The sequence below is a fragment of the Pseudomonas sp. ASL4 genome, assembly GCF_056680395.1.
The window spans coordinates 4,923,507-4,949,066 of sequence record NZ_CM155280.1 but is presented as its reverse complement, the minus strand read 5'-3'; the positions used below and the strand labels follow the sequence as shown (position 1 = coordinate 4,949,066).

The 25,560-nt window shown below is 56.3% G+C and carries 19 protein-coding genes and 1 pseudogene; 4 read left to right on the top strand and 16 right to left on the bottom strand.

The annotated features are described in order from the left end of the window. Positions 1-6 precede the first annotated feature (6 nt). The 7 genes from AC1MEW_RS22345 to AC1MEW_RS22315 are packed head-to-tail and all read right to left on the bottom strand — an operon-like array spanning position 7 to position 8,235. A complete protein-coding gene (locus AC1MEW_RS22345; RefSeq protein WP_201256870.1) occupies positions 7-1,146 on the bottom strand; it encodes a hypothetical protein in 1,140 nt (379 codons plus the stop codon). Then, complete coding sequence (locus tag AC1MEW_RS22340) at positions 1,125-2,570, bottom strand: alkaline phosphatase family protein (RefSeq protein WP_201256869.1); 1,446 nt, start codon at positions 2,568-2,570, stop codon at positions 1,125-1,127. The genes AC1MEW_RS22345 and AC1MEW_RS22340 overlap by 22 nt, the downstream gene beginning before the upstream one ends. Continuing rightward, entirely contained in the window at positions 2,560-3,792 is a 1,233-nt protein-coding gene (gene eboE / locus AC1MEW_RS22335; RefSeq protein ID WP_480423701.1) for a metabolite traffic protein EboE, read from the bottom strand. Before eboE ends, AC1MEW_RS22340 begins: the two co-directional genes overlap by 11 nt. Then, complete coding sequence (locus AC1MEW_RS22330) at positions 3,789-4,673, bottom strand: TatD family hydrolase (RefSeq protein WP_201256867.1); 885 nt, start codon at positions 4,671-4,673, stop codon at positions 3,789-3,791. The genes eboE and AC1MEW_RS22330 overlap by 4 nt, the downstream gene beginning before the upstream one ends. 36 nt (positions 4,674-4,709) lie before the next feature. Beyond that, positions 4,710-5,483 carry an EboA domain-containing protein gene (locus AC1MEW_RS22325; RefSeq protein WP_322268348.1) on the bottom strand — a complete coding sequence of 258 codons (774 nt, stop codon included), beginning with the start codon at positions 5,481-5,483 and terminating at the stop codon, positions 4,710-4,712. Next, on the bottom strand, positions 5,480-6,370 hold the full coding sequence (locus AC1MEW_RS22320; RefSeq protein WP_322268350.1) for a UbiA family prenyltransferase: 891 nt from the start codon (positions 6,368-6,370) through the stop codon (positions 5,480-5,482). The genes AC1MEW_RS22325 and AC1MEW_RS22320 overlap by 4 nt, the downstream gene beginning before the upstream one ends. Next, positions 6,367-8,235, bottom strand: a complete 1,869-nt coding sequence (locus AC1MEW_RS22315; RefSeq protein ID WP_322268352.1) for a 3-dehydroquinate synthase — start codon at positions 8,233-8,235, stop codon at positions 6,367-6,369. The genes AC1MEW_RS22320 and AC1MEW_RS22315 overlap by 4 nt, the downstream gene beginning before the upstream one ends. A gap of 740 nt (positions 8,236-8,975) precedes the next feature. Here AC1MEW_RS22315 and AC1MEW_RS22310 point away from each other — a divergent pair. Beyond that, on the top strand, positions 8,976-10,217 hold the full coding sequence (locus AC1MEW_RS22310) for a T6SS phospholipase effector Tle1-like catalytic domain-containing protein (protein ID WP_242486379.1): 1,242 nt from the start codon (positions 8,976-8,978) through the stop codon (positions 10,215-10,217). 75 nt (positions 10,218-10,292) lie between these two features. Continuing rightward, on the top strand, positions 10,293-10,658 hold the full coding sequence (locus AC1MEW_RS22305; RefSeq protein WP_201256862.1) for an avidin-fold protein: 366 nt from the start codon (positions 10,293-10,295) through the stop codon (positions 10,656-10,658). A 487-nt stretch (positions 10,659-11,145) separates the two neighbouring features. Here AC1MEW_RS22305 and AC1MEW_RS22300 read toward each other — a convergent pair whose 3' ends face one another. The 8 genes from AC1MEW_RS22300 to AC1MEW_RS22265 all read right to left on the bottom strand — a co-directional run bounded on the left by AC1MEW_RS22300 (position 11,146) and on the right by AC1MEW_RS22265 (position 22,141). Continuing rightward, positions 11,146-11,844 carry an outer membrane protein gene (locus AC1MEW_RS22300; RefSeq protein WP_201256861.1) on the bottom strand — a complete coding sequence of 233 codons (699 nt, stop codon included), beginning with the start codon at positions 11,842-11,844 and terminating at the stop codon, positions 11,146-11,148. Positions 11,845-11,931: 87 nt separating this feature from the next. After that, positions 11,932-12,405, bottom strand: a complete 474-nt coding sequence (locus tag AC1MEW_RS22295; protein WP_201256860.1) for an SRPBCC family protein — start codon at positions 12,403-12,405, stop codon at positions 11,932-11,934. Positions 12,406-12,464: 59 nt separating this feature from the next. Continuing rightward, the gene (locus AC1MEW_RS22290; protein ID WP_480423700.1) at positions 12,465-15,881 is read right to left on the bottom strand and encodes a beta-ketoacyl synthase N-terminal-like domain-containing protein; all 3,417 of its coding nucleotides are present in this window, start codon (positions 15,879-15,881) and stop codon (positions 12,465-12,467) included. A gap of 75 nt (positions 15,882-15,956) precedes the next feature. Next, positions 15,957-17,042, bottom strand: coding sequence for an acyl carrier protein (locus tag AC1MEW_RS22285; protein ID WP_201256858.1), 1,086 nt, complete (start codon positions 17,040-17,042; stop codon positions 15,957-15,959). Between the two features lie 118 nt (positions 17,043-17,160). Then, positions 17,161-18,921 carry an FAD-dependent monooxygenase gene (locus tag AC1MEW_RS22280; RefSeq protein WP_201256857.1) on the bottom strand — a complete coding sequence of 587 codons (1,761 nt, stop codon included), beginning with the start codon at positions 18,919-18,921 and terminating at the stop codon, positions 17,161-17,163. Positions 18,922-18,924: 3 nt separating this feature from the next. Then, positions 18,925-19,536, bottom strand: coding sequence for an HAD-IB family hydrolase (locus AC1MEW_RS22275; RefSeq protein WP_201256856.1), 612 nt, complete (start codon positions 19,534-19,536; stop codon positions 18,925-18,927). Then, entirely contained in the window at positions 19,523-21,046 is a 1,524-nt protein-coding gene (locus tag AC1MEW_RS22270; protein WP_480423699.1) for a class I adenylate-forming enzyme family protein, read from the bottom strand. The genes AC1MEW_RS22275 and AC1MEW_RS22270 overlap by 14 nt, the downstream gene beginning before the upstream one ends. Before the next feature lie 81 nt (positions 21,047-21,127). After that, entirely contained in the window at positions 21,128-22,141 is a 1,014-nt protein-coding gene (locus tag AC1MEW_RS22265) for an SDR family oxidoreductase (protein WP_201256854.1), read from the bottom strand. 613 nt (positions 22,142-22,754) lie between these two features. Between AC1MEW_RS22265 and AC1MEW_RS22260 the strand changes: the two genes are divergently transcribed. Both AC1MEW_RS22260 and AC1MEW_RS22255 read left to right on the top strand, forming a co-directional pair. After that, on the top strand, positions 22,755-23,351 hold the full coding sequence (locus AC1MEW_RS22260; protein ID WP_201256853.1) for a TetR/AcrR family transcriptional regulator: 597 nt from the start codon (positions 22,755-22,757) through the stop codon (positions 23,349-23,351). A 242-nt stretch (positions 23,352-23,593) separates the two neighbouring features. Beyond that, on the top strand, positions 23,594-23,788 hold the full coding sequence (locus AC1MEW_RS22255; RefSeq protein WP_322268361.1) for a hypothetical protein: 195 nt from the start codon (positions 23,594-23,596) through the stop codon (positions 23,786-23,788). A gap of 77 nt (positions 23,789-23,865) precedes the next feature. Here the strand turns inward: AC1MEW_RS22255 and AC1MEW_RS22250 are convergent. Continuing rightward, a pseudogene (locus AC1MEW_RS22250) lies at positions 23,866-25,478 on the bottom strand (carbohydrate porin). Between the last annotated feature and the right edge of the window lie 82 nt (positions 25,479-25,560).

Below are 25,560 nucleotides of genomic sequence, written 5' to 3'. Positions count from 1 at the left end.
TGCTCCTTAGCGTTGCCACTGGGCGCGCTTCAGCGACCAGACAAAGTCCAGTTTGTTGTAACCGACAAAATCGGATGCCGGCAGCGGGGCAGTTGGGTAAACAAGGCCGCCCTGTTCTTTCAGAGCGAAATTGAAGTAGCCGTTCTTTTTTGAGTACGCGGCCGTACCGTGGCAGGCGAAACAGGAGGACTGGCTCTGAAAGGCTGACTCGAGCTGGGAGTTGGCGAGCAATGTCGGTGTTGTCTGGGATTGGGTGCCGATCAGTTCGTACTGCGCCAGGGCAGGGTATCTGGCCTGGAAGTCGGTGTTCACCGGTTGGGCAGCCGGTGTCGGTCCGGTGCTGTTGGTCATTGGGGTGGACGGGATCGCATTGGTCACGGTGTACTTACTGTTGTTGCGATTTTCGAAGGTGGTCCAGACCCAGTCGGGGTTTAGCTTGTTGATGACGTGCAAGCCGCTCAGCGCGGCATAGCCGACCAGATATTCATTACCCTGCTGATAATAGGCCTGGGCGATGTAGTAACCATCGCTTGCCAGTTGCTTCTGGTAGCTCGGATTGTTGCCGATCCACAGCCAGGAGGCTTTCAACTCCCAGGCGCTGGAGGGGAATGTCAGGTCGCTGGTCAGGGCGGCTTGGCCATTCATGTTGTAGACCTGTTTCTGCACGATGTAATCGAACGTGTCTTGGCCCATCAACAGTTGGAAACGCACCGGCTGGCCTTTTTCTGCGTCCGGCACCGCGCCGCCCATCTCCAGGATCAGACCGTCCACCTGTTGCGTGGCGTTCAGGTTGTGGAACGTGCGATTGACGTCCATGCCCTGATCTTTGGCCTGTTTAAGCACGTCGGATGGAAGCGGGGCGCTCTTGCCGTATGGCAGGGGCGCGGCGCCGTTGCTCAGGTAGACCTGATCCGAGGGCTTCATGGTTTCCCACACCCGATCGGGACTGTTCGCGGCGGCAGGCTGGTTCAGGCAGACGAACCAGTTCCAGGTCAAGGTTTCGGGACCCTGGGTAAATTCGGCCCGGGTCTTGTCGATGTTTCCTCCAAACTGCATGAAATTGTTGCAGTCGAAGGTGTTGGTGTTCTCAGCCTGAGCCAATCCGGCCAGTGCACTGAGAACGGTTATAGAAATGGCTCGCCGCATGGAAGCTCCTTGGCATTGGCCAGGTCGGTGTGTGGGTGCCCCAGGAAATGCTGCAGGAGCAGTTGTTTCACTGCCGTGGCCGCAAGGTGTTGCGGCAACGGCAGATCACAATTGGTGATGAGCAGCGGGCCGGTCTGCGCGCTACCGGGCAGGCGGCCATGACTGCCGCGGACCAGTCCGGTGTCCAGCGGGATCAGGTCCATGTAGTAGCGAAAGCCGAGCTTTTTCTGCAGCAGGCGGCGCGCCACTTTCAATTTGGGGAAACGAATGGCCGGGTCGATGAACAGCTCCAGCGGGTCGTAGCCGGGCTTGCGATGGATGTCCACGGTGCGGGCAAAGTCGGGTGCCTTGCGATCGTCAAACCAGTAGTAGTAATCGAACCAGTAACCCGCTGCGGCCACGGTCACCAGCTCGCCGCTGCGAGGATGATCCAGCTGCCAGGCCCGTTGCTCGGCTTTATCCAGCACCTGCTCGATGCCGGGCTGACGCTGCAACAACGCTTTGACGCGGGGGATGTCTTGAGCCTGCTTCACGTAGATATGCGCGATCTGATGATCGGCAACGGCAAAGGCTGCGCTGGCGCCGGGGTCGAGCAATTCCCAGCTCAACGATTGGCGCACCTCTAACAAACCTTCCGAGCGCAACACGCGGTTGATCGAAACAGATTGCTGGACGGCTTCGATCCCGTATTCGGACAGCAGCATCACCGCTGCGCCTTGCTCCTGGGCGAAGGTCAGCAGGCGACCGACTTCACTGTCGATAGCCCGTACCTCGTCAGCAATCGACGGATGATCGGGGCCCAGACGCTGCAGGCTGTAGTCGAGATGGGGCAGGTAGATCAACTGCAGGTCAGGGCGATCGAGCTGGAATTCGGCGATGGCGCAATCGACGATCCAGCGGCTCGACTTAATGCCGGCCGCCGGGCCCCAAAAACTCGGAAAAGGGAACTCGCCAATCTGCCGCTCGATACGCTCGTGCAACGATGCCGGTGACGAATACAGACCGAACATTTTGCGGCCATCGGCCGGGTAGTGAGGGCGCGGGGTGATGGCGGCATCCACGTCCGCGTACATGTTGTACCACCAGAACAACTGGCTGCAGCGAAACCCGGGTAGCTCACGCTTGAGTTCCTGCCAGACCTTTTCACCCTGGATCAGTGCGTTGGGTTGCAGCCAGAAGCGTACTTCGGCCTGATCGCGAAAATACCAGCCATTGCCCACGATGCCGTGCTCCGACGGCGGTAGGCCGGTAAGGATCGAGGCCTGCACCGTCGACGTGACGGCCGGAAACACCGGTTGCAGGCTGGCCATTTTTGCCGTTTTCAACAGGGCATTGATGTGAGGCGTCGCGGCTCCCAGCAGCGCTGGCGTCAGCCCGACCACGTTGATCAGCAGCAGCGGTTGACGCGGATGATCAGAGGGCATCGGCGTACGCCTCCTGCGCTTGTGGTTGCAGCAATTGCCGCTGCCGCAGTTGCTCTTCGACCCAGTGCAATTCTGCGGCGATCCCCTGGAGTTGGGCGTACTCGGTAGTGGGCCGCAACTGGACGGGAAGGACGCCCCAACTGTAGGTTTCCACTTCCAGCACCGGACGAAAATCCCCATGGCTGGCGAGAAAATCGAAGGTCTGCGACAGGGCGATCTGACTGCCGCTGAGCTCGGGCAACAGCAAGTGTTCGCTGAACAGTGGGATGTGGAAATGAATCCTCAGTTCGGGGTATTGCCCCGGGTGCTTTGCGCAATCGTCGAGGGCGGCGGGAAGGTCCGCCCAGGCCATTAACCGGTCCTGTGCATCGCGAGCTTTCACTTGATGCAGGTAGGTGGTTTCGGCAAATTCGCCCAAGGTCTTGAGAACGTGTTCACGCCGGTTGTCGTCTTGAGAGGGCAGGCGACAAATCAATGCGTTGGACAGCTGAATCTTGCCGATGGGCACCCGTGCCTGACGCAGCCTGTCCAGCGACTGATAGCAGTCTTCGAACATCACAGCCTGGTGGCAGACATCAAAACACAGCGCTAAATACTCATAGTGCGGGTCAGTGGTTTGCCAGCGGCGGAAGAAGGCGATGGCCTGGTCAGTGTTTTCCAGCACGCAGTCCGGCTCCATCTCCAGGCAGAACACGATTTTCTTGCCAGTCTTCAGATGCAGCCTGGCCAGTGAGGCGGTGAGTTGGCGCAGTTGATATTCGGCACGTTGCTGTAACGTCGGGTTCCAACTGGCGGCATAGCCCAGCGGCACGCTGGAAATCACTCCCTGATGGCAGTCTGGCGGCAAGGCCAGCGCGAGGATTTGCGCCAGATTCAGGCTGTACGCCAACCGTTTTGGTTCGGCCCAACTGGGCAGGTAGACCTCGGCTTTCACCGCGCCATCATGAAATTGGCCGTAGGGAAAACCGTTAAGCGAGGTCAGACGTAGCCCACTGCGTTGCAGCAGACTCAGGAACTCCGAACGCGCCGATGTCTGCTGTAATTCGGCCGCGGCGAGGGCACTGATCCACAGTCCACTGTCCTGCTCGTTCAGCCTGCGTAGCGTGCGCACGCCCTGAAAGTGCTGTTCGATGGAGGACCGTAGCCCGGCCAGGTCACGGGTCGGATGCACGTTGCTGCAATAACCGACCTGCGCGGCAGCCCACCCCGTGCCGGCATTCATTTGATCACCGGTTCCTGCCCCCGCAGGGCGGAGTTTTCCTGCCACTGCCGACGCTGATCGATGGGTAGCGGGGTACTGATCAGGGCTTTATCCATTTGGCCGCTTTGGGCAAAAAAGTCCACCGGGTTGTGGAACAGCACCTGTTCGACCTGAGCCTCGCTGAAGCCGGCCGCCAACATGGCCTGGCCCGTTTTTGGCACCTTGAGCGGGTCGCTGATGCCCCAGTCGGCAGCGCTGTTGACCACCATTTTTTCGGTGCCGTACTGCTGGAGCAGGGCCACCATGCGCTGTTCCGACATTTTGGTGTTGGGGTAGATGGAGTGGCCGCGCCAGCAGTCGCTGTCCAGCACCAGAGGCAGCGTCAGTTCATTGAGGTGGTCGATGATCACCAGATGCTCGGCAATCCCCACTTCGCGAATCACTGCCAGGGTGCGTTTGGTGCCGCCGATCTTGTCGCGGTGCGGGGTGTGCACCAGCACCGGCAAATTGAATTGTTTGGCCAGCTCCAGTTGAGCGGCGAGAAAGCGATCCTCCTCGGGCGTGATGTCGTCGTAGCCGATTTCGCCGACCGCCACGACGCCGTCTTTCACCAGATAGCGCGGCAGAATCTCCAGCACCTCATTGGCCACCGACAAGTCATTGGCCTCCTTGGGGTTGAGGCCGATGGTGCAGAAGTGATGGATGCCGAACATGCTGGCGCGAAAGCGCTCCCAGCCCAACAGCGTGTCGAAGTAATCGATAAAACTGCCGACACTGGTCCTGGCCTGGCCCTGCCAGAAGGCCGGCTCGATAACCCCGGTAATGCCGGCGGCTGCCATGTTCTGGTAGTCATCGGTGGTGCGGCTGACCATATGAATGTGCGGGTCGAAGTACTTGAGCATGGTGAATCCTCGTCAAAGGAAGGGAGCCATTGAGCATCAGTTCGGTGAGGTGCCGGCCAAGCGGTCACGCCATTCCGGCGGCAAGCGTTGCTGCTGACTCAGGCCTGCCAGGCGCTGGTGTTGCGCCGGGCTGAGCAGGTTGAAGGCAATCGCCAGGGGCAACCCGGCGGACACCGTTCGTTCGGCCGCGAGCTGTTCGTCCAGCAGGTCGAGGGCCAACTGATTAAGGGGGACGCTGAGTCGTTGCGTCAGGCCGATCAGACGTCGTACGTCGAGCCCCATGCCCAACGCCTTCAGTACCAGTTGATGGAAGGCCCGTTCGGGGTAATGACGTGACGGGTAGTGGGTGTCGAGGGCGAGGGCGGCAAACACCTGGCTGTTACTGGTACGCCCGGCCTGCAACGCCAGCTCCACGCACAGCCCACGGCTATCGAGCCAGTCGAGGGCCTTCAAGGTGGCGATCTTTTCCTGATCGTCGCCCCACAGAAACAACTGGCGCAGCAGGGGCAGTTGCCCGTCGGCGGGCTGTTGCTCAAGGACCTGCGCCAGCAACAACGCGCGCGCCAGTTGGATGTGGCTCCAGCCGGCATTGTTGGGCAGTGCATGCTCCTTGAGGTTGCGCTTGCACTGACTGCTCAAGAGCGCCGCGGTGTTGGCGTTCGGGTGTTGGGTAAGCCGCTCCTGTGCCTGGCGCCACCACTGCTGCTCGGCTTCATCGAGCTGTTGGGTCAAGGCCTGGCGTTGTTCGGCGAGGCGGTCGTGGCGCATTTCGAGGGCCGTTGATGACGGCGCAGTGACGTCCATTTTCATGTCGGTTTGATCCAGCGCTGAAAGTGTGGGAGCAGGAAAAACACCAGGACACATAACAGGCTGCCCAAAGGCTGATTGGCCACGGCCATCACCAGGGCATCGAACAGGGGCAGGGCTGCCAGGCCGGCACCGATAAAGGCCCGAACCTTGCGATGTTGCGGGTTGGCCAGGTTGTGCCAGTAGTGCCAGCCCAGCCAGCCAAGCCATATCAGCAGCACCGGCCAAAACCAGAGGTTGTCGGAATAGATCGCCAGGGCCAGCGGACTCAGCATCAGTATCAGCGGGAGGCGGCTGAGCAACTGGTTGTTGTGTTCATTGCGGGCGAGGTAGGTCAGGCCGCTGATGTAGACGCCCAGCAAAATCGCGCAGAGCCAGATCGGTTCCGGAGGCACCGCCAGGCTGGCCGCCGCCGTGAGGTAGAGCGTCGAGCGGCAAGCGCCCATCAACCAGACGCTGTGGGCGTACTTCTTGTGCAGCAGGTTGTAGCCGAAGATGCAGCCCGCCAGCAGGGTGACGCTGCCCAGCAGCCAATGCGGCTGATCGATCAGTCGGCTCAGACCCAGCACCGAGGCTGCGGCCAGCATCAGCAACAACACAGTGGCCAGGCGCACTTGTTGTCGACTGACCAGGCCCAGGGTGATGGGCCGAGGGTTATGGTGTTGTTGGTCCCAGTCGGCATCCAGTAGATCGTTCAACAACATGCCGGCCAGATACAGCAGCGACAGTGTGGCCAGCAGCAGGATCCACACCAACGACGACGGCGGCGCCAGGGCCCCGGCACTGCTGGCCAGCAGCGCGGCGGCCAGGGTGTTGGTCCATACGGTGGGCAGGTTGGACACCCGGCCGAGGGTCATCCAGGTCTTCAGATTCAGCGGTGTCTGGCTCATTGCGCGAAGCCCTCGTTCAGGGTGAGCGCCGGGCCGCTGCGGGTGGACAGTCGCAACAGCGCTTGCTCCATCCGCGCGTCATCGATTTCATGCAGGTCGACTGACTCGCCGATCCGGCTAAGCATGGGGATGGAGAGTTGCCCGCCCAAGTGCTGGCGGAATTCCTCCAGCCCGAGCAACACCTGTGAGCGCCCCTGTGCATCTTTCAAGGTCAGTTCCGGCGGGCACAGGTTGAAACCGAGCTTGAGTAAAAGGTTCAGAACCCGTTCAGTGTCGGCGTCGCTCAATAGCCCCAACGCATTGGCATAAAGTCCATCGAGGGCCATGCCCACTGCCACGGCTTCGCCATGGCGCAGCCGGTGGTGACTGAGGTTTTCCAGTTTGTGCGCGGCCCAATGCCCGTAATCCAGTGGCCGTCCGTTACCGCGTTCGAAGGGGTCGCCGGCACCGGTGATGTGTTCCAGGTGCAGTTCGGCGCAGCGGCGAATGGCATAGCGGCTGGCCGGGTGATCGAAGTGGGCGAGGGCGTCGGCCTGTTGCTCCATCCATTGGAAGAATGACTGGTCCTTGATCAGCGCCACCTTGACCGCCTCGGCCAGCCCGGCGATCTGGTCGCGTCGGGTGAGGCTGGTCAGCAGCTGGAAGTCATTGATCACCGCAGTGGCGGGGTAGAAGGCCCCCAACAGGTTCTTCTGGCCGAAGGCATTGATGCCGTTTTTCACCCCGATGCCAGCGTCGTTCTGGGCCAGCACCGTGCTCGGGACGCGGATCAGGCGAATGCCACGGTGGAAGGTGGCGCAGGCGTAACCCACCGAGTCCAGCACTGCGCCACCTCCCAGCGCCAGGACATAGCAATGCCGGTCCAGCCGATGTTGCAGCATGTCGCTGTACAGCTGCTGCAACACCTGTGAATCCTTGCTCAGTTCACCGGCCGGAACCGCAATCGGCGCTGCCTGCAAATGCAGATCCGCAGCATGGGCGGCAAAGTAGGCGTCGATCTGTTCCAACAGGTGTGGGGCGCTTTGCAACAGTTGTTCATCGGCGAACACCAACACCGTCACCGGGCCTCTTTGCTGGGCGGTGAGTTGGCGGTGCAGACAGGGATTGAGCGGGTCGAACAAGTGATCGGTGAACACCACCGGGTAGTCATAACTGACCTCGAAGCGCCCGTGCAACGGTTGCTCCGCACCGAGCTTGCGCAAGGTCTTGAACAAGCTGTATCCGGCGATAAACAGTCCGGGCAGGACCATGCTGGCGAGGATGGTTACCAGCAGCGCGTTCTGCTCGACGAGGTAGGTGCCGATGGCGCTATAGGCCAGTGCCAGGCCGGCATTGGCCAGGGTGGTGACCAGTACGAACGCGCGCAGCGGATAGCGTTGCATACCGGCGGCCACTACTGAAGTTTCCGCCAATACCGGCACGCCGCGCAGGCAGATCAATGACAGCGTGCTCAGCCTATACGCCAGTTTCCCCGGCTGACGCAGACCGAGGCGGCCGGACAGCAGACGAAAATAGCCGGCCCCCAGCGCATAACCCAGCCCGGCACCCAGGCACAGGCCAATGAAAATCACCAGGTAACCGCCGACACTGCCAAGCATGGCCACGGCCAGCAGCGCTACCAAGCTCGAAGGCACAGGCAAAACTACGTCCAGCGCGAGCAGGGCGATCAGCAGCAGCGCCAGATTGAGTTGCTGGGTGGGTGTCGAAGGCTGGTACAGGTTGAGAGGGGTGAGGAAGTCCTGGATCTGTTGTTCGAACAACAGGAAGCTGGCGATCACCAAGCCTGAGAAGCAAAACAATGACAGCCAAAACTGTTCGGCTGGCCCTCTAAACGAGAATGCACGATACCAATGGCTGCGCTTCATCAAGCATCCCTCTTGATTGTTATGACTGAGTTCCGTTTCAGTAATTAAAAGCAGCGTCTGATGTGTTTTAGGGGAATAAACTCTCCCGCCTGAAGGGCTGGTTTTATGTGCGGTTGATAACGCTTGCGAAGATATTCATGAACTTAGACGGTTGTGGTGTTTTTGCAAGCTTGCTGGGTTGCAGAGTTTTAGATGAGCTGTTGGAACGACGTGAAGCAGTCGGGTAGGTGAGTGTTTAGGTTAGATTTATATTTAATATTATCAATGAGTTGGATGATTTTTTCGAGACTGTGAAGACAGTGTTGAGTGAGCGATATTCAATGAGTTTGCGGCAGCCATCCATAGCAAGCTAATGATGAGGTGGCCATATGGCATTAGCATTTGTTATGTGGGTTATTTCTACTGGCTATAAGCTTTTTTGATAGTTGACTAAATCAGTCGGTGAACTCGTCTCTGAATTTTATAAATGTTCAGCGAACAATTAAATAGAAGGTGCTGCTCCCTATTTTCTATGCGTTGTCTTACCTACTTGTTATTACTCCATCCAAGCGGATAGCGAGGGGTTGACCCCCTTCATGTCCGTGACATTTATTGTCGAGCGCTATGGCCAGGCGCCATTAATGCTGTTATGCATTGGATATGCCTTCCACGACTTAATACAGCAGTTGTCATAACTCGGACGTGGGGGAACTTCACTTGACTGTTTTGGGGGCAAAAAAGGTTTGGAAAGCACACAAATCATGACGCGCCAACTGATTATCTGTATCGATGGAACGAACAACCGCTTCAGTGACAAACCCACCAATGTCCTCCGGGTTTTTCGGTCATTACCCAAGAACAGCGACGCGCTGCTGGCCTATTACGATCAGGGCGTGGGTACGTTCGGGCTGAGTGAAACGCTGTTCGAATGGCAGAAGGTACCGTCGCGAATCGCCGGGCTGGCGTTTGGCTGGGGGATCAAGCGTAACGTGCTCAATGCCTACCGTTTTCTGATGGAGAACTATCAGAAAGGCGACCGGATTTTCATCTACGGCTTCTCTCGAGGTTCCTATGCTGCCCGGGTTCTGGCAGCCATGATCCATACGCTTGGGCTGCTTCCTGCCTGTCAGGTTCAACAACTGGATTTTGCCTGGTCATTGCTGACCACACGAACACGTGCTGAAAAAGATGCGCCTGAACCTTCCCTCAAGCGGGCATGGAGCTATATCTGGTGGCGTCTGACCGCGCGCAAACGACCGGACTTTTCCTTGATGGCGCAGTTCAAGGCAACGTTTTCCCAGGATGTCGATGTCCACTTTCTGGGGTTGTTCGACACCGTGAGTTCGGTGGGCTGGGTGTATGACCCGTTGGCTGTTCCCTACACCGCAAACAACCCTGGTGTGCGCACCATCCGTCATGCGGTGTCCATTGACGAGCGACGCTGTTTTTACCGCCAGAACTTGTGGAATGCCGCCAAGGCCGCAGATCTGAGGCAGGTGTGGTTCGCCGGCGTGCATTGCGATATCGGTGGTGGCTACCCGCCGGAAGAATCGCAGCTTGCCCTGATTACCTTGCGTTGGATGATCGGCGAAAGCCTGGAGGCCGGGTTGAACATCGACGTCGCATCGTGTCGTGGTGAGCTGTATCCACCGTCCTGCCCGGTGCCGGATCCGCTGGCACAAGCCCACCAATCGCTGTCTCGGCTGTGGATGATCGCCGAGTGGTTTCCGCGCCTGAGGTGGGACACCAAGACCCACACCCGAATCCTCAGGTTTGGTTCGATGCCGCCGTTCGGCAAACCCAGAGCGCGGGTGATGCAGCCTGAGCCAGGGCAAAAAGTCTCGGTGCATGAATCCGTGGTGGTCCGGCTGAAGGAGCCGTTGACCACCGGCCAGCCGTGGGGGAAGGAGCTGAAATACGCACCTGAAAACCTGGTGCGCATTGATCCAGCACTGATTGATCAGGTTTTCGACTCTCCCGAACTTGCTCTGCGCAGGTTATAGATCAGAACCCCGATGCACTGGCTTAAGATAATCGAAGGCTTGAATGGACCATCTCTACCAAAGGACGTGACATTTATGGAAATTCCCTTTTCTCAAATCCGCGACCGTTTGCACAATCGCCGATTTGCGGTAGCGGACAACGCCCAGGGGCTATCCGGTGCAGGCACAGTATTTCATTACCATGTTGAGGAAAACGCCATTTCGAGCACTTACCAAGGCGGCCGGATTCGCTGGGGTAATCAAGTCGGGCGTGCGACAGGCCCCGATACCATTGAGCTTCTTTTTCAGTGCTTGACTACGGATGGCGAAATTCTTGCCGGCTGGTCGCGTGGCACGGTAGGCGTTGATCACGCAGGACGTACGACGCTGGCCTTCGTATGGGGTTGGTTGTCGGGCGCGACTGGAGGTGGGGAGTCTAGCTACGTCGAGCTTGTCGCGTAGTGGCTAAGGATTTTCTGATGACTCAGGAAGGGGCCTATGAACGCTGCCTTCATTTCCGACAGAGCAGCAGCGAGTAGCCTCAACCTCAGCACCTCACTGGATGACGATGCGCATCATCCAGTGCGCCCGGCTGTTACAGGATGTTCAGCGGATAGCTGATGCTCATCGCTGTCCCGTTGTGTGGACACTCCGGTGCGCAGTGAAGCGTGACGCACAAAATGGTTCGTGAAGACAAAGTGCAGAGTCTTGGCAACTTGAAGTTCGATCCGTTGCCTTAGGTCAACCAATCTTGCGCCTTGCCACGGAGAAAACACCTTCGAAGCGGTCTTTGAGCATTGACGTGATTTAAAGGCGTTGAGTCTGAGGATGTGTTGGCGGTGGTGCGCAAGATTGACGTTGTGGGGCGCAAGCCGGTGAGACCCTGGGTCGAAGCTTTTCACCGGCTTGTCGACGCGATGCCTTGCACGGCACCGATCTGTTTAACCGCTTAGAACCAATAATGCAGGCCGAGCATCAATGACTGGGCGCTGTAGTCAGTGCGCACATCGCCTTGGGGCAGGCCCTGTATGTCACCGAAGTGCGCATCGCGAGTCTTGAGGTATCGATAATCCAGGGACGTGGACCATTGATCGGTGAGCTCGAAACTTACCCCGGCTCCGAGTTGATAGGCCGATACGTTGTCACGATGAGTATTGCCGAAGTGGACGCCGCCGGCTTCCAGGCCACTGATTGACACGGTGCTGTAGCCCAGGCCGCCGCCAATGTAGGGAGTGAACCGACTGAAGGGCGCCGGGAGATTCAGGAAGTCATACCAGAGGTTGGCCATCAGGCTGGTGACTTCCTCTTTGCCTTTGCCCGAGATGCTTCCGCCGCCTTCGTAGACCCGGTTATTGAACTGGGTCAGGGTGTTTTTGCGGTAACTGAGTTCCACTTCAGGTCTGAGCCCGACGGGGAATCGCCAGCCCAATGCCAGTCCAGTGGCGTAGCCGGAGTCTAACGGGTGGTTGAACTGCATCTCGACAAAATCGAGGTTGTTCTGGTTAAGGTCCTGCGGGGCAACCCAGTTCAGGCCGCCCATGACACTGATGTAGGGGCCGAGCGTGTCGGCGGAACTGGACGCAGGGCTGATAAAGCCCATGCCAATGACGCCCATCACAAGATACTGAGTGTTTTTTAGTAGTTTCATGCTCGGTCCGAAGTGTGCCGTTATCGATAAGTAAGCGAAGCGTGCTCAGGCGCGAGCGTTCAACACGCCCGTTCCCGGGATGTTTCATTAGTGCTGCAAATGCGTGCCAGGCTTGTCGAGCACGAGGTTGTTCATCGCGTTCGCCCGTTGTTCCGCCAGAGTGCTCAGGTTGTCCAGTGCGGTGGTCATTGCTGCCGTCAGCATTTTTCGTAATAGCCCGCGGTATAAAAAACTTAAGGGGCCGGAGATCTTCGCGCTGTGGGTGACCCGGGTTTCATGCGGAGAAAGTCTATGCATCTGGTGATCGAACTCGAGGTCGATCCAAAGCAGTCTTGCCGTGTTCCGATAGCTTTCATGCATCCTCACCGCTTCCAGTTTCAGTGGCATGTTCAGGCCATTCTTGAGGACACACTTGCCCCGCGTTCCAGGCTGGAACGGGCCATCGAGTTCACAATGGCTAACGTCGGTATCCCATAACGGCGCTTCTGAGAAGTTGCTCCAGATCTTCCAGATTTCAGAAGGCGGCGATTTGACTCGGACTTGCACATTTACATCGTTCACGGCGACACCTTTGTTGTGTGGGGCGCTGTCATGCTGGAGAGTGAGATCAACTCAAAGCCTCACGCAGCAGGCGCGGATTGACTCAGCACTTGAGCGGTAATACTGGCTTGACCGATTTTTTCGCCCCGGTTGAACAGGTCGATGTAGATACGGTTCGTTTTGAATAGCTGATCCTGCCCGTCAAAACCGGCTTGCGGTGCCAACGACAGCGGGCTGTTCCTGGGGATTGGTCGATCCAGAGTGAAACTCAAGGCCAGCAGGTTCATCGGGGTATTGAGTGGGATTCGTAGATAACTGTGGGCAATCTGCATGTAGCACTGGCGGGCAACTTCGAGGAAATAGACCATCGAATAGTGCTCGGGGTCGCCCTCCTGGAAGATGTGCTCATCCGGCAGTTTGAGCGTGTCCACGCTCAAGCCCTGGGCGATACCGCTCATGTCACTGACGATGATGTTTTCTTCTCTGGCCTTGTGCAGCAAAGCCTTGTCGCGGCAGCGAACAGCCGTGAACTCGCCGGCGGGCGATGTCTCGAACGCCGAGTTGTAGGCCATGCCAAGGATGCACGTGCACATCAACTTTCCGGCCTGCATGACCTTGGCATTGAAGACCTGAGGGTCTTTGCCTTGTTCCAGATGAAGATTAATCGCACCCTGCTTCTGTACGTATTGCTGGAACTTGATGCTCAGATTTTTGACATAGGCCACTCGGCCGCTCAGTGGGGGCATAGCGAGTTCAATCAGTTGCAACACGCCCTCGAGCAATAAAATGCCGGGGATGTGATCAAGGGGATGGTCGAAGAAGTAAGGGTGCGCTTCATTCACCACGAGCTGGGCGTGCAGTGACTGAGGGCCACGCTGGACGTTGGCGATCACGATATTTTCCGGGCGACGTTGCCAGTGCACGGGGCGCTGGGCTTCAGAGCCACGGTGCAGGGCGAAAAGGCCCTCCATGGCGCGAGTTCTGACACGCAACCCTGAGAGCAGGGTGCTGGTCAGCAAATCGCTGAGCGCCAGCACGTCGACGCCGTCGTGTCGCGGCTCCCTGACCAGGCTGACAGGTCGTGCAGGCAGGATGACCTGCTGCAGTTCTTGGGGCGCCGAGTGAGCGAAACGCAACGTGAAGGGATGCTTGACGGCAGCGGCGGGTTCGGCTGCGGCCGGGCGCCACTCCTGAAGCTTTTCAGTAAATAACCACATCACTGCCTTGCCGGCCTCGCGCACCTCGATCACCGTGTGAGCCGAGGTACTTAACAGCACCGCCAACAGGGTTTCGATGCCACTGGCTTCAGCCAGGAAGCCGGTCATTTCTTGCAGTGAGCTGCTGGCATGAGTTGCATCAGGCTGCAGCTCGCAGACTTCAATGTTCTGGTATTGACTCCGCGCGTTGCCCAGCAGTTGGCAAGCCTCTTCCAGCGAGTTCGCGGCATGGGCCAAGACTGCCGCGCGGATCACCAGTAAAGGCTTGTCGCTGGAGTTTGGTAGATAGGGGCGCAGAGCAATCACCCCCAACCCTTCGCCTTGCAGTGTCGCTGAGTGCCGGGCGCGTTCGATCTCTATTTCGCCACTGATAAAACGCCCTGCGCCGAGCAAGAGCGTCGTCACGCCGTCCTTGAACCATTGCTGCGATGCCAGCAAGGTTTGCCAGAACAAGCCAGGGGTGCCGACCAGAGTTTGATGGAAACCTTTGAAGTCAAAAATTTTCGCCGGGTAGCCGGACAACATGTTCGGCAACATGGTTGCCACGTCTGTCACCTCCACACCCGGCGGCATGCCTTGAGCCTGGGAGTAGAACGTGTGGGCGCCGCTATACGCATTGCTGAAGCGCTCCCCACCCATGTTGCAGCACATGACCATCGCAGTGCCGGGTGAGCCGGCCACACCCGGCAGGCGTTGCAGCAAATGATTGATTCGATCGGTGATCAACAGCTTGAACGGATCGACATGGGCCAGATGTTTGGGGCCCATGCCGAAACCGTCGATATCAATGACGCGATCCTGCGCCAGGAATTTTCCCAGTAACGGCTGACCCGCAGTGGCGGCGCAATCAACGAAGCGCCCATAAGGGAAACTGACTGACGGTGCTGCTGGCTGAGCGAGTTGTTGCTTGAGAGCCTGTAATGAGAAGTGACTGCCGATCGCCGCTTCAGCCTCGACAATGGCAAGGTCCAGCATCAGCACGCCGGGGGCGACCCGGGGGACGGCAGGGCGGTTGTCGGGAATGTATTCATCCACCACCAGATGCGCATTGGCGCCGCCAAAACCAAAGCTGGATATGCCTACCCGGATCGCCGACTGACGATCAGCGAGGGGTTGTACCTGCTCTGTGGCCAACTGCAGGCAGGTCTCATCGACTTTTGCGCTAGGGCGGTAGTCGGGCTGAGGTGGAATACCTTTGTGACGCAATATCATCAGCGCCTTGGCGAGCGAAGCGCCTCCGGCGGCGGCCAATGGGTGGCCAATGACGGATTTGATCGAACCGATCATTATCTTTTTGCCATCTGTGCGATGAGGGGCGAAGAAGCTGTTCAAAGAGTCCAGCTCTGTCGCATCCCCCAGCGGTGTACCGGTGCCATGGGTCTCGATGTAGTCCACATTGCTGGGGTCAAGACCGATATAGGCACGCTGGTAAGCCGTGCACTGAGCCTGTTTGCCAGGCGCAAACACTGAGCCTTCGGCGCCGTCGGCCGAAAGTCCCAATGCCCGCAAAACACCCAGGGGACGGCGCTTCGCAATCAGGGCCTGCGATACAGGCTCGACCAGAAAGGCGACCGCACATTCGCCCGGCACAATGCCGTCAGCGTCTTGGCCGAACGCCTGCATTTGGGCTCGGGAGGAAAAGGCGGTCAACTGCGAGAACCCCAGAAACAGCGCTGGCGGCAGTACGGTGTTCAGTGCCATGACAATCGCGTTATCCGCCTGTCCGCTGTTGACCAGCGCTTGAGCCATATCGATTGCATAGGGGAACGAACTGCAGGCGGTGTCTACTGATAACGCAGGGCCACCCAAAGCCAAAGCCGCCGCCAGTTCAGCAACTTGTTCACCCGGCGTATAACCCCGTGGTGCATCGGCTGTTGCGCAGACTCCGGTGACGAAGTAACTCTCATCACTCCAAGATGTCGCGACCACCAACGCAGTGCGCTCCTTGATCAATACCGAGCCTTGTGCGGCAAGCTGGGTGAGGAGTGTCTGGAGTACTTTCTTGCCGATGGCGACTTGCCGTCCTTCATGGCGTGACGGGGTCGATGCGTCATCGGCCAGGCAATAAGCACTGTCCAGGTAAGTACGATCCTTTTCGCCTTTCTTTGCTGAATAGATTGACGCCTTATCCAGTTCCCAGCGTGTCAGCATCGAATGGATGGGCGCTACCTGTCCCTGCGAAAGCAAGTGCCAAAGCGCATCTGTTGAGGGGGCCCCGGGAAACTCTCCAGCCATTGCACTGAAGCAAAAATCGCCCTCTGTCGTTACCGCGCCACTCATACCCGTTCTCCTGGTTGTCAAAATGCTGGGTGATCTTTGCGATCACCCGGATTCCATTCCATTTTTTACAGTGGCTCAGCCCAGTCTTGTCAGCAACGACATGGCGTCTTGCGGCGTACGACGCGACATCAGCGCCTCACCTGCAAATTCGCTGACAGGGCACTGCTGCGCCATTGATTGGCAGAGTGTTTCTCGGGCAAAACCGCTGAGCCCCAACTGTGCGAAAGGCGTCTCGATGTCGATCGACTTTGGGGCATCGGGGATCAGGGGGGACAGGGTGTTTAAAAGCAGATTGCTTATCTGCTCCTGGGGGGCTGTTGTGCTGGTTGGTTGCGCTTCGCAGGTTGTTACTGAGGTCGAATCGGGAGTGGCCAGAGCGACTTTAATCAATGCGATTGTTTCCTGTGGAAACTTGGCGTTGACCAGCTCAGTGCTGTTGGCCTTGAGTTGCGGCCACAAAGCGACGATCGCTTCCTGGAAATCCAGTTGCACCAAGGAGTCCAGGCCCAGGCTTTCATAGCTTTGCTTCTGGTCGATCTGGTCAACCGTAAAACCGGTGATATTCGCCAGTTGCTCAAGTACCCATACTTCGATATCCACGGCAGGTGCCTGCGGATTGGCTTCAAGCCGTGCCAGCAAGACGGTAGGCGAGGGCGCATCAAAGAGCGACGAGGTGAGTTCTTTCTTTTCCGGGAAGTGCTGAGCCAGGGATTCGAAAATATCGACCAGCCCCAGGGAGTCGATGCCCAGACTCTCGAAACTTTGATCGAAGTCGATTTGTTCCTTTTTGAAACCAGTGACCGAACTTATTTCGGCGCGCAACCATTGCCCGTAGCTGAGTGCAGGCGTTTGTTGCGCAACGGGTGCCGATGCCAGCACTACCGGGTTCGAGTGTACGGGTTCCAGGACGGGCAGGCTTCTATTGACGGGTGCTTCAACCCCGTTGGCATAAACGCCTTCCAGGACTTGTTGATGAGCGTTGAAGTAATGCGCAGTGACAGTTTCGGCCTGCTCCAGCACACGCATCAATATTGATTCTTTTTCGATATTGGAATCGCAAAGTGAATCAATGATTTTTTCTGAAAGAGAGAAATAGCTATGAGCTATTTTTCCATTGGACACGATGAATTCCTGCACAACATCGTTGAGTTGGACGCGCATGGGGTTCTCCTAACCAAAGTCGGTATATGTTTTCTATCAACAAGAAATCAAAAGTCATGGCCCAGGGCTGGGCCTTGTGTCACTCAATGAAGCAAACAGGCAGTAGCCATATAGAGACTTAAAATTGGAGTTCCACTGCGTCGATCTCGGAAGATGTTGTTTTTCTGGCCCCTTTGAGCAGCCCGGATCTTACGTTCAGATAAGTGAAGAGCGTGATTGCATCAGCCCCCTGAAAAGCGATGTAGCCGTCAGGACGAATCAGCATCAATGTGCCCTCTTTGGCATGGTAGCGCTTGTGCAGCCGCCAATCGGGGTCCAACAACGTTGAGTGCCAGAAAGGCAGCTCGGAGCTACCCAAAGCATCAATGACGCAATAAGCCTTGATGCCTGGGTAATCCTTCTCCACCGACTCGGCCAGCGAGTAGTAGCCCGGTAGCAAAGGGGAAAACTGATCGGCTGCGCTGAAAATCAGCAGCGTGAAGGTTCCTTGGAACAAGTCGATCAAGCGTTTTGGCGGCATACCTTGCAGTTGCCACAATTCAACATCGGGAGCCAGTTGACCTGCGCGAGGCGCAGACGTCTGGAATTCGGGTTTCTTCCCTTTTTTGTCCCAATTCATGCGCTGCTTTTTCGTCAGCGATTCTTGAATGTACTCACTTTTGCCATAGTGGTACTGATGACCGGAAATCATCGTGGGCAACTTGCGCTGAACCTTGCGCCTGTTGCTCAGCAGTGGCAGAACATTGTCGCGCAGCCAAACGAGGGCGCGATGCCTGAGGGTTATCAGTGCGGTCAGTCGGTGTGCCGTGTTCTCGACTTCCAGGGCGACCGGGTAGCGTTCTTCGTTGTAGCTTTCCAGCAGTGATTGATCCGCCAGGCCCTGATCGACATAGGCCATTTTCCACGCCAGGTTGTAGGCCTCGGAAACACCCAGGTTCATCCATTGCCCGCCGATCGGGCTGCCGATATGAGCCGAATCGCCCACCAGAAACACAGAGCCTTGTTGCAGCGACTGCACGCGACGATGTTGAAAGGAGGCGATGGTGGTCGATGAAATATTGGACAGCGTCATCTTTTGCCCGCGTCCTTCGCACAACCGCTGAAAATTCTCCAGGCTCAAGGAAGGGCGCTCATCTTCTGGCGGCAGGTCGTAGGGCATCTCGATGAACAGTCGATAACGGGATTGGGCGCTGATCGGTGCGACCGCCACATAACCATCCTGCGCACCCAGGAAGAAAGCCCCTTCGTCCTTGCTTCCAGACCACTCGATATCGGCATCGGCCAGCATGAAGAAACGGTCGTAGGACGATCCTTCGAAGGGCATCTCAAGACGTTTTCTAATGTTGCTGCGAGCACCGTCGCACGCGACCACCCACCGACTGGTAAAGGATTCGTCGTTGCCATCCGCATGATGGAGCGTCATTCGCACGGATCCCGGCTGGTTTTCTATATCGACCAGTTCGGTATTCCACTCGACATCCACACCCAACTTGTTAAGTCGCTCAAGCAGAATCTTTTCTGTCTGCGGCTGTGGCAGGCTGAGCAGCAGGGGATAGGTCGTATCCAGGTAGGAGAAGTTGTAGTTCAGCACCCGTTTGGCGTTCGACTGCACCGAAAACTGGTTGATCGTGAACCCGTCGTTGATGGCCTGATCGGCAACACCCAGATCGCGAAAAATTTCCAGGGTTCTGGAATGGATGGCCATCGCCTTGGTAGCGGTCGAGGGGCCGGCGTTCTTTTCAATAATGCGAAAAGAGACGCCCCACTTTTTCAGCATGATTGCCAGGGACAGGCCAATAGGGCCAGCACCGACGATCATTACTGTCGGGGTGTTACCGGGGCCGAAGTGCTTGGGTGCCAACGTGCTCAGAGTGTTCATCTGTTAGTACCAGTTTCTATAGAAGGGAGAGTTGGCAATGCCGAGCAGAGCATCGTCACCTGATGAGTCTCCGTAGGCATAAATGTAAAAGTCATCAAGGTTGCTCAAACAGCCTTTCAGCCGTGTGACTTTTTCTCTCTCAACACAGTTGGTACCTGATATCCCGCCAGTCAGTTTGTTCTTCGCAGTCGCCAGGCGGGTGCCGCATATATAGTCAAAACCTGCTGCCTGCCCCCAGGGAATCAGATAGTTCTCCGGCGAGTTGCTGACCAGCGCCGTGACATGTCCCATGGACTGATGCCATTGCAGCCGGCGCAAGGCCTCGGGCCTGAGCCAGAGCGGTAGCTGTTCGGTAATGAAATATTTGGCATGTTCGCGCTCTTGCTCAACTGACAGGCCGCCCAGATAGCAGGCAATGAACGCGAGGCGCGCCTGCATCAACGGTGTGATACCAAGGATCACACTGAGCATTTTGGGCAGTAGGGGAACGATCCTTAGCCAAAACGACTTGGTTCCCACGATAAAACGCATGTAGCGCCAGAACGTATGCCTGTCGGTCAGTGTGCCGTCAAAGTCGAAAACGGCCAGTACCGGTTGTGTGCTATTTGCTTGCATGGATCTCTTCCTTGAGAGAGATAATCTCGATAGTTCTGGGCAGTTTGAAGCCTGAGAGGTAGCGCGAGAGCAGGGTGGAGATAGCGCTCTGGGTCAGGTCACCGCTCCCTTCAACGCACAGGTGCAATACGTTGACCTCCTTGTTGTCAGGGACGATGTAAGCCTTTGCGCGCACCACGCCAGGATGCTTCAGGGCAATGGATTCGATTTCGGTCAGGTCGACCATTTGCGCTTTAATCTTCGAGATTCGCAGGCGTTGGCAATAGAAGAACACATGTCCATCATCGTCCCGCCAGACCAGATCCCCCGTGTGTAGCCAGCCATCACGGAAGAACCGGGCATTGGCGTCTGCTGCATCGTTATATCCGTCAATCACCATCGAGCCGCGTATCAACAGTTCGCCGATACGCCCAGTTGCGACGTCTCGACCCTGAGCATCGACGACCCGCAGTTCTACGTTGCGAATCGGCTGCCCCATGGCGCCTCGATGGACCTTGCCAATCGAACTCTGGACTATCACTGGCATGCTCTCGGTCAATCCATAGCCTTGCAGCACCGGATTGCACCCCAGCAGCCTTCCCAGTTTCTCGGCTTCGTCGGCCGGTAGATGGCTGCCACCTGAATAAATCATCAGTTGTGGGTGCATCGGCAATAGCGCGCCTTTGCGTTTGGCCAGTCGCGTATTGAAGTAGCGAATGACGTCAGGCACCAGGCAGGCAAAGGTGACCTGATGCTGGGACAAGACTTCCGCCAGATCCCTATTGAGCAGGGTGTTGGTCATTAACAGGGTGGCGCCCACGCTCAATGGAAAGACCATCATCACGGACAGTCCGAAGATGGCATACAGCGGCAGCGTCACCAGATGAACGGATCCGACCCCTTGAAGATGAAACTGCTCATGCAGCCCATCGCTCGATTGCGTCAGGTCAAGGTAGCGGTGAGAAACGGCCAGAGGTTTACCGGTGCCCCTATACGTGAACTGTACCGAGACGATCGGATTGCCTTCGGGCAGTAACAAAGGTTCGGTCTGTCGAGGAAGCTGTGAATCGGCCGTTGCGTTGTCGGGCAGGGGAGAGGATGGCTCGCTTGCGGTGTTCAACACCAAGGAGTGCTGAACGCCGTAGGCAGGCTGAAATGTCTCGCTATGTTGCTCGAATAGCGTTTCGGTCGTCACGACCAGCGTCGGCCGGGCAATACTGATGACGCTGCTCATTTCGAATGGCGTCAGTTTGTAGTTGAGGATAACCGGAGTCGCCCCACGCCCGATGATCGCCAGATAGTAAGCGATGAACTCCACCCCATTGGGTAGAACAACCGCCACTTTGTCGCCTGGCAATACACCTAGACTTTTGAGTGCGCCGTTGCACTCTTCAGCCTTTATTCGCAACCCACGGTAAGTGACGGTCTCTTCTTCCGCGTCCAGGTTCCTGATAGCAATGTGGTCTGGGAACGATTCTGAAAAACCGACGAACCGATGCAGAAAACCTTCTTTATATGAAAGGCTTTTCATTTACCAACCTCTCTCAATCCTTGAAGTAATGGTTAGACAAAAAAAGTACTACAGAGGCAGGCTATATATGAACTGTTTCAATTACGCATTTATGTAGTTATTTTTCCGGTACCAGTCCAGGGTGTCGGTCAATGTTTCAGCTACGGGGCGGAACTTGCACTCCAGCTCTTTTAGGCTTTTGTTATGGCTGAAATGAGTGCGCCCTTGCTCTTGCTCTATGAGTTTTACGGTGGAGGTACTGATGAGTACCGGCTTTTTCGTAACTCGGTAATAGCCTTCATATATCAAGGCAATTATTCGCAGCATGAACAACGGGATTTTTCGCTCCGGGGCTTTTACGCCGCTGACACTGGAGAGTGCCTGGAAAATGCTTTTCATGTTCATATGGTTACCGGCTGCCAGATAACGTTCTCCGGATCTGCCGCGTGTGATTGCTGCGAGCTGATGTTCCGCCACATCCCGGGCATCTACTACGGAAAAACTTCCAGGCAGCACGCCAGGCAATTTCATTCCGACAAAGTCGAGCAGGAACTGTCCTGATGAAGTTGGGCCGATATCCCCGGGGCCAAACATCCAGCCCGGTAATACCATGGCGATGAACATGTCCGGGTGTTGCAACAAAAATTCCTGAATTTTTTGCTCGGACAGTATTTTACTCAAGTAGTAATCGTCAGCATCCGATTCGCTGCGAGACATCGTCTCATCGATCACTTGGTCTTTATTGCCCTTCAATACGGCAATGGATGAAGTATGGACTGCACGACGAATGCCGGCGGCGTAAGCGGCTTGCAATAATCGCTCGGTCCCGGTGACGTTGGTGTCATACAGTTTCTGCCAGTGTTTTCCACCTTTGTAGCTGTCGCGGAAGTAGGCAGCTGTATGAAACAAGGCATCACAGCCTTGTAGGGCATGGCTGAAGGCGTCGACATTGAGCATGTCGCCTTCGACAAATTCGACAGGCAGATTGCCGAACTGCTTCTTGGCTTTCTCTACGGAACGAACCAGTGCTTTTACTTTGATATTTCGCTTTAAAAGCGCATGAACCAGATTATTACCGAGCAGGCCAGTAGCGCCTGTAACGAAGGCATATTCCATTAAAATCCAGCTCCTGTGGGGTAACCTGCTGCTGCATCGAGATTGATGTCACTGGTCTCGATGCTCTGATCAGGTGTTGGCTGAACCAACGACGCAAGTAAAAACCATTCGGTATCTGAAAATCAAGTGGTATTTCGTTATGAGCATAGAAGTGACGTCGCTAAATTTGACTTTAGGCTAGTAAAATCAGTGTTTTAGCGCTTGATCGGCAGTGAATGTTTCACCTGGATTGGGAGGATTAAGGCCATTGAAATAAATTTTTCGCCGCTCGCCGTCGGCCTCTTGGGGGTGTCACAAGACAACCTTGCTGATTCGATCGATCGGGTGGGCCACGCGTCAGGCTGGATACCGAAGTGCCTGAGCGTGCGGGAGTTGACACCTCTTTTTGAGTTGCAGCGCTTGCAATGCCGGCGCTGCATGTCGATGCAGTGCATCTCGCCGCCTCCGTCCCCATACATGGCATTTACATGGCACTTTTTAAAAGCTTAAATGTAAATTGATTAAGATGGTCTAGTATAAGGTATAGTCGTTAGATCCGTATTTGCAGTGAATAGCAAGCTTGTTGCATTCAGTTACAAATAGATATTTTTGTTTGGCCAGAGGAGCCGAAGGTGTGATTAAGAAGAGATTGGGTCGTGAAGAAAGCCAGCAAGTAACAAGAGACAAGTTGTTCGATACTGCCACTGATCTTATGGTTAGGAAAGGCTTTCACTCCGCCAGTGTCAATGCTATATCTGAGGAGGCCGGCTTTTCAAAGGGAGCATTTTTTTCAAACTTTACAAGTAAGTCAGACCTGCTTCTACAATTAACCCAGAGATTCAAGCGAGTTGAAATCGATCGATTGGGTGTTACTCTGGCTGCTGGATATTCATCAGAAGAACTGGCTCATGGATTGAATTCTTATATTGATACACTTAAAGATAATGCCAGTTGTGCGATTCTTGATGCTGAGCTACAACTGATTGCCTTGCGTGATGAGGAGTTTTCAACGCATTACTACGCCCTGCATCAGGAAAATAGTGAGGCTTTGGGAAAGTTAATTACGATTATATTCAGTCATGCAGGTAAGAAGCCTCCTTTGGAATGTGCCACTCTTGCAAAGACATTCACCGCGCTGTCGGAAGGTTTGATACTGCAAGGACATAAAGACCCGGCTTCTGAAATAAAATTGGTATTAAACTCGCTTATTCAGACAGCAGAGCCCTTATAGAGTATTTTCCAATCTTGTGGCAAATGCATTATTCACATGTCCGAGGCCCAGATCTCGGACAGGATGTGAGTGGTCCCCCTCTGTGTTTCGACAAACTTTCGGTGCTGTTTTCGCTAACTAGAAACCTCCATTGGTTGTAGTGGTGCGTTGCTGCTTTATGCTTCAAAAAAAAGTACAAAAACGCTCAGCGAAACACCGAGCGGTCACTTCGGGCAACTGTTCAGCACACCTGAACGAATGCCGTGGATGAATATTTTGTCCTGAACTCAATCGTGCTGGAGCAGGAAACGTTTCGCAACGTTAGTGCTGCCAATGTCGGTATCGATCAGGCTTTTCAGCTTGATCATAAGCTGGCCGGCGCGGCGCCTGACACCCACGAAGCCGTGCATTCGAGCATCGAGTCGTTCAATGGGCAATCATTGGCCAGGACAGTCTGAGGCAACTCAGGCAGGGCTTTGGTCGCGCAGCAACTAGCGATCAGTTCACATATAAGTTGTTGCCCGACCTAATACTTCTAGAACCAAGTCTCCATTTGCACTCCCAATTGCCACTCGCCGCCGGACTTGAAGTCCTTCAGACCAAAATCGTCTGTTGCGCTGAAGTTATCCAGGTCCCTGGACCAATTCATGTAGGTGGCGAACAGACGCAGTTCCGGGCGAATGAAAAAGTCACCGGTCTGGGCCTTGAAGGTCGGGGCGAAGGTGAGTTTCCAATAGTCGCCCTTGGCTGCCTGGCGGCCATCGTAGCCCAGTGCATTGAGGTTCATGGTCTGCCAGCTCAGTTCATATTGCATTTCGAAATTACTGGTCAGTTCGTTGGCCAGGCGCACGTTGAGCGTCGTGTAGCGATAGTCGTCGCCGGGGACGTAACGATTCTTGCTCTGCTCGGTTATCAAGGTCGGTGCGATGCGCCAGTCTTGATTCAGGCGGGTATGGCCATAGAGCGCCAGGCGCAATGTCTGAGCCTGGTCCAGCAAGTCGCCGTCGGCACCAATGCTGTTGACCTCCGCCCCCAGCCCTTGGCCATACAGCAGCGCCGCCTTGAAGTAGCCTTCTTGACCAAAGAAATCGGGGCGGTGGTAGGCGAGCATGCCATGGGCGCCACTCGTGGCAGGGCTGAATCCGGACTTGTTCACCCGAGTATCCCTGGCGAGTTCCTGCCTGCTCTTGTCGTTCAGGCTGGCATCGTTCTGCCCTGAAGAAATGCCATTGAGCATGACCTGCCAGCGACCCTCGTCGAAAAATTGATTGAGGGTCGCGACATAGCTGCGGATGTCCTTATTTTCCTCGGTGCCGAAGTCACCGTAGGAGCGGCTCATCAACGATGCATTGATGCGCCAGTCTTCAGCCAGGTGCACGTCGTAGATACCACCGCCGGTCCCGGCCAGGAACACTATCCCCCTGTCGAGCCAATGGATATCGTAATTGTCCCGATCAAAGCGCTTGCCCGCCCACAGGGTGGCATCGCGCAGCAGAGGACTGTCTTGAAAGGACGTTAGGTGACTAAGTTCGGCGTAGGCCTGGCGCACATTGAGCGCACTTTGTGCCGCGGTCCAGTCGTTGGGCGTCTCCAGACCGTCGGCGAGCATCAGCGTGTACTTGGAGCGTGTTCCGTTGGCGGCTTGGCTCTCCTTGGTGAACTTGGCTTCCATGTAGGTATCGACTTCATTGCCCAAGCGGCCAACCGCGCCACCTACCGAGCCGGCGGGGTCACGTAAGGGCCGCCGCGACCGGCACCTGATTTGTTGCTCATGATCCCGGAGCGGGCATAGCCTCCGAAGGTGAAGCCATCGCTCAATTGCTCGGTCGGAGTGGCTGCAGAGGCGGTCGCCGGAGGAGGGCTTTGGAGGGACTGTTGATTGGCTTCTACCCGCGCAACGCGTTGGTCGAGGGCAGTTTGTGCAGGCGTCGGCAGCCTGCCGGTGACTTGCTGGTTGAGGTGTTCGACTTCCTCTCGCAATCGCGCTGCATCGGTTTCGGCCATCGAGGCTCTTGCTTCGGCGGAGGAGGTCCTGGCTTGAAGTCTGGCAAGACGCTCTTCGATGCTTTGCGCCGGCGCGGCGAACAGTTGCGGGGAGAGAACCAGCAAGGAAAATACAGCCAAAGGCCGGCAAACCTCAGTACGCATAAATAACCCTCTTGTTTTTGTATTTGGGTACCGCAAACACCTTTCGAACATATCCCCGGCTCCAGTCGGGCTGGGGCTTCTG